This window comes from Mucilaginibacter glaciei (assembly GCF_014773245.1).
GTDB classification, from domain to species: Bacteria; Bacteroidota; Bacteroidia; order Sphingobacteriales; family Sphingobacteriaceae; genus Mucilaginibacter; species Mucilaginibacter glaciei.
The window spans coordinates 1-5,230 of the sequence record NZ_JACWMX010000015.1 but is presented as its reverse complement, the minus strand read 5'-3'; the positions used below and the strand labels follow the sequence as shown (position 1 = coordinate 5,230).

Below are 5,230 nucleotides of genomic sequence, written 5' to 3'. Positions count from 1 at the left end.
AACACATTATACAATGGAGAGTTTGATCCTGGCTCAGGATGAACGCTAGCGGCAGGCCTAATACATGCAAGTCGAACGGGATTGAGAAGCTTGCTTTTCATGAGAGTGGCGCACGGGTGCGTAACACGTATGTAACCTACCTTAATCTGGGGGATAGCCTCTCGAAAGAGAGATTAACACCGCATAACATTACCGGATAGCATTTTTTGGTAATCAAATATTTATAGGATTAAGATGGGCATGCGGAACATTAGCTAGTTGGTAAGGTAATGGCTTACCAAGGCTACGATGTTTAGGGGATCTGAGAGGATGACCCCCCACACTGGTACTGAGACACGGACCAGACTCCTACGGGAGGCAGCAGTAAGGAATATTGGTCAATGGGCGCAAGCCTGAACCAGCCATGCCGCGTGCAGGAAGACGGCCCTACGGGTTGTAAACTGCTTTTGTACCGGAATAAACCCTTTTACGTGTAAGAGGCTGAATGTACGGTAAGAATAAGGATCGGCTAACTCCGTGCCAGCAGCCGCGGTAATACGGAGGATCCAAGCGTTATCCGGATTTATTGGGTTTAAAGGGTGCGTAGGTGGCTTTTTAAGTCAGGGGTGAAAGACGGTAGCTTAACTATCGCAGTGCCTTTGATACTGAAGAGCTTGAATGAACTAGAGGTAGGCGGAATGTGACAAGTAGCGGTGAAATGCATAGATATGTCACAGAACACCAATTGCGAAGGCAGCTTACTATGGTTTTATTGACACTGAGGCACGAAAGCGTGGGGATCAAACAGGATTAGATACCCTGGTAGTCCACGCCCTAAACGATGAATACTCGATGTTGGCGATATACGGTCAGCGTCTAAGCGAAAGCGTTAAGTATTCCACCTGGGGAGTACGCCCGCAAGGGTGAAACTCAAAGGAATTGACGGGGGCCCGCACAAGCGGAGGAGCATGTGGTTTAATTCGATGATACGCGAGGAACCTTACCCGGGCTTGAAAGTTAGTGAATTGAGCAGAGACGCTCAAGTCCTTCGGGACACGAAACTAGGTGCTGCATGGCTGTCGTCAGCTCGTGCCGTGAGGTGTTGGGTTAAGTCCCGCAACGAGCGCAACCCCTGTGAATAGTTGCCAGCACGTAATGGTGGGGACTCTATTCAGACTGCCTATGCAAATAGAGAGGAAGGAGGGGACGACGTCAAGTCATCATGGCCCTTACGTCCGGGGCTACACACGTGCTACAATGGATGGTACAGCGGGCAGCTACCTGGTAACAGGATGCCAATCTCGTAAAGCCATTCACAGTTCGGATCGGGGTCTGCAACTCGACCCCGTGAAGTTGGATTCGCTAGTAATCGCATATCAGCAATGATGCGGTGAATACGTTCCCGGGCCTTGTACACACCGCCCGTCAAGCCATGGAAGCTGGAAGTGCCTGAAGTGCGTAACCGTAAGGAGCGTCCTAGGGTAAAGTCGGTAACTGGGGCTAAGTCGTAACAAGGTAGCCGTACCGGAAGGTGTGGCTGGAATACCTCCTTTCTGGAGCAGTATCCAATGTTACTTAAGTGATTTATAACAGGAAACTGTTACCTGCATGATTATTTTCTTATTTATTCTCTAAAAAAACAACCCGGAAGATGAAAGCCATCAGTGGTGCGACCATAATACGTGGCAAGATTGTAAGCAATTAAACAAACAGTCCTGTAGCTCAGCTTGGTTAGAGCACTACACTGATAATGTAGGGGTCAGCAGTTCAAATCTGCTCGGGACTACAATGGTAAGTTAAAAGTCGAAAGTATTAAGTTATGAGTTTAACTCACAACTGACTACTCATAACTGACAACTTGAATCTGAAAGGGGGATTAGCTCAGCTGGCTAGAGCACCTGCCTTGCACGCAGGGGGTCAACGGTTCGAATCCGTTATTCTCCACAAGCCCACCGTTTCCTGAAAGGGATAGGATATAATGCAAGTTATGATATTAATATCATATTGGGACAAGTTCTTTGACATATTGGAAGAAGTAATTGTAAAAAAGAAAACAACAGTAGAGACGGTTGTTGGCTTTGGAACAAGAAAAAAGGAATTAAAGATAAAAGATAGAAGGCTTCGGCAATAAGTCTTGGTTCTTGACTCTAATATCTTGACTCTGAACGACAATCTTATCAAAAAGCATACGGTGATGAGCAAAAGCATCACATGTATAGAAGAAAGTAAGAAAGGGTACACGGGGGATGCCTTGGCTCTCAGAGGCGATGAAGGACGTGATAAGCTGCGATAAGCCGCGGGGATTAGCAAATATGAATTAATCCGCGGATTTCCGAATGGGGAAACCTAACTATTTGAAGAATAGTTGCATAAATGCGCAAACCTGCTGAACTGAAACATCTAAGTAAGCAGAGGAAGAGAAAATAATAATGATTTCCTGAGTAGTGGCGAGCGAAAGGGAAGAAGCCCAAACCGGTTATGTTACGGCATAGCCGGGGTTGTAGGACCACAACATGAATATCAAAATGAACCGGAATGGGGTGGGAAACCCAGTCATAGAGCATGAGAACTGCGTACGGGTAAGTAATGATAGGATAGTGGTATCCTGAGTACCGCGAGGTCGGAGACGCCTTGTGGGAATCTGCCGGCACCATCCGGTAAGGCTAAATACTCCTGAGAGACCGATAGTGAACCAGTACCGTGAGGGAAAGGTGAAAAGAACCCCGAACAGGGGAGTGAAATAGAACCTGAAACCGTGTACTTACAAGCGGTCGGAGCACCTTCGTGGTGTGACGGCGTGCCTTTTGCATAATGAGCCTACGAGTTACTCCTCTCTGGCAAGGTTAAGTGTTTAAGACACGGATCCGAAGCGAAAGCGAGTCTGAATAGGGCGTATAGTCAGAGGGGGTAGACGCGAAACCTTGTGATCTACCCATGGACAGGTTGAAGGTGCCGTAACAGGTACTGGAGGACCGAACCGATAAACGTTGAAAAGTTTCCGGATGATCTGTGGGTAGGGGTGAAAGGCTAATCAAACTGGGAAATAGCTCGTACTCCCCGAAATGTTTTTAGGAACAGCGTGGTGGTTAAGTTATATAGAGGTAGAGCTACTAATTGGGTGCGGGGGAGTCAAATCCTACCAAATCCAGATAAACTCCGAATGCTATATAATATACACTGCAGTGAGGCTATGGGTGCTAAGGTCCATGGCCGAGAGGGAAAGAACCCAGACCATCAGCTAAGGTCCCCAAATTAACGCTAAGTTGAACTAACGAGGTCCGATTGCACAGACAGCTAGGATGTTGGCTTGGAAGCAGCCATTCATTTAAAGAGTGCGTAACAGCTCACTAGTCGAGCGATCGGGCATGGATAATAAACGGGCATTAAGCGTTATACCGAAGCTATGGATTATGTATTATGTACATACTGGTAGGGGAGCATTCTAATTGCCGGTGAAGCAGGAAAGACAATTGACTGTGGAGGAATTAGAAAAGCAAATGTAGGCATAAGTAACGATAAGGCGGGAGAGAAACCCGCCCACCGAAAGACTAAGGTTTCCTGATCAACGCTAATCGGATCAGGGTTAGTCGGGGCCTAAGGTGAAGCCGAAGGGCGTAGCCGATGGACAACTGGTTAATATTCCAGTACTTTTTATAACTGCGATGCGGTGACGGAGTAGTGACACTGACGCGAACTGACGGAATAGTTCGTTAAAGGCCGTAGGTATAGGAGAGGTAGTTAAGTACGCCACTCTTGCTAAAAGCTGATAGTATACTGAGCCTTCGGGTAAGGTAATAGTTCAGGTAATCAGACTTCCAAGAAAACCCGCTAAGCTTCAGGTTATAAAAACCCGTACCGTAAACCGACACAGGTAGTCGAGGAGAGAATCCTAAGGTGCTCGAGTGAATCATGGCTAAGGAACTCGGCAAAATGGCCCTGTAACTTCGGGAGAAGGGGCGCTGGTAGCAATATCAGCCGCAGTGAAAAGGCCCAGGCGACTGTTTAACAAAAACACATGGCTATGCAAAATCGAAAGATGACGTATATGGCCTGACACCTGCCCGGTGCCGGAAGGTTAAGAGGGGATGTTATTCGCAAGGAGAAGCATTGAATCGAAGCCCCGGTAAACGGCGGCCGTAACTATAACGGTCCTAAGGTAGCGAAATTCCTTGTCGGGTAAGTTCCGACCTGCACGAATGGTGTAACGATCTGGGCGCTGTCTCAGCCATGAGCTCGGTGAAATTGTGGTATCGGTGAAGACGCCGGTTACCCGCAACGGGACGGAAAGACCCCATGCACCTTCACTACAACTTAACATTGATATCGGATACAGGATGTGTAGGATAGGTGGGAGACTGTGATCATGCTTCGCTAGGAGTATGTTAGTCAACGTTGAAATACCACCCTTTCTGTATTTGGTGTCTAACCCTGCATAGCGGGGGACATTGTTTGGCGGGTAGTTTGACTGGGGTGGTCGCCTCCAAAAAGGTAACGGAGGCTTTCAAAGGTAAGCTCAGTACGCTTGGTAACCGTACGCGGAGTGCAATAGCATAAGCTTGCTTGACTGTGAGGCAGACAAGCCGAGCAGGGTCGAAAGACGGATATAGTGATCCGGTGGTTCTGCATGGAAGGGCCATCGCTCAAAGGATAAAAGGTACGCTGGGGATAACAGGCTGATCTCCCCCAAGAGCTCATATCGACGGGGAGGTTTGGCACCTCGATGTCGGCTCGTCACATCCTGGGGCTGGAGAAGGTCCCAAGGGTTGAGCTGTTCGCTCATTAAAGTGGCACGCGAGCTGGGTTCAGAACGTCGCGAGACAGTTCGGTCCCTATCTGTTGTGGGCGTTGGAAGTTTGAGTGGGGCTGACCTTAGTACGAGAGGACCGGGTTGGACTAACCTCTGGTGAATCTGTTATGGCGCCAGCTGTATTGCAGAGTAGCTACGTTGGGAATAGATAAGCGCTGAAAGCATCTAAGTGCGAAACTAGCCACAAGATGAGACTTCCATTGAGGATCGTAGCAGACTACTACGTTGATAGGTTACAGATATAAAGGTGGTGACATCAAAGTCGAGTAATACTAATAATCCGAAGCTTTCTCATAGCAGGTAATTAAAGGGTCCATAGTTAATAGACGATAGACCATGGTTAGCAATGATCATGGACGGTTGAACAAAGACTATGGATCCTCAACACAAAGCTGTTGTTTTCTTTGCACAAATACTTCTTTCAATAATATGTCATTGTTTATA

Annotated in this window: 2 tRNA genes and 2 rRNA genes; all 4 read left to right on the top strand. The window is 47.6% G+C overall.

Annotated features, from left to right (window positions below):
* The first annotated feature begins 10 nt into the window (after positions 1-10).
* The 4 genes from IDJ76_RS20670 to IDJ76_RS20655 all read left to right on the top strand — a co-directional run bounded on the left by IDJ76_RS20670 (position 11) and on the right by IDJ76_RS20655 (position 5,081).
* Positions 11-1,532, top strand: a 16S ribosomal RNA gene (locus tag IDJ76_RS20670).
* A 158-nt stretch (positions 1,533-1,690) separates the two neighbouring features.
* Positions 1,691-1,765, top strand: a tRNA-Ile gene (locus IDJ76_RS20665).
* An 84-nt stretch (positions 1,766-1,849) separates the two neighbouring features.
* Positions 1,850-1,923 (top strand) — tRNA-Ala (locus IDJ76_RS20660).
* A 275-nt stretch (positions 1,924-2,198) separates the two neighbouring features.
* Positions 2,199-5,081 (top strand): 23S ribosomal RNA (locus IDJ76_RS20655).
* Together the 16S and 23S rRNA genes with 2 tRNA genes alongside form the textbook arrangement of a ribosomal RNA operon.
* Positions 5,082-5,230 lie beyond the last annotated feature (149 nt).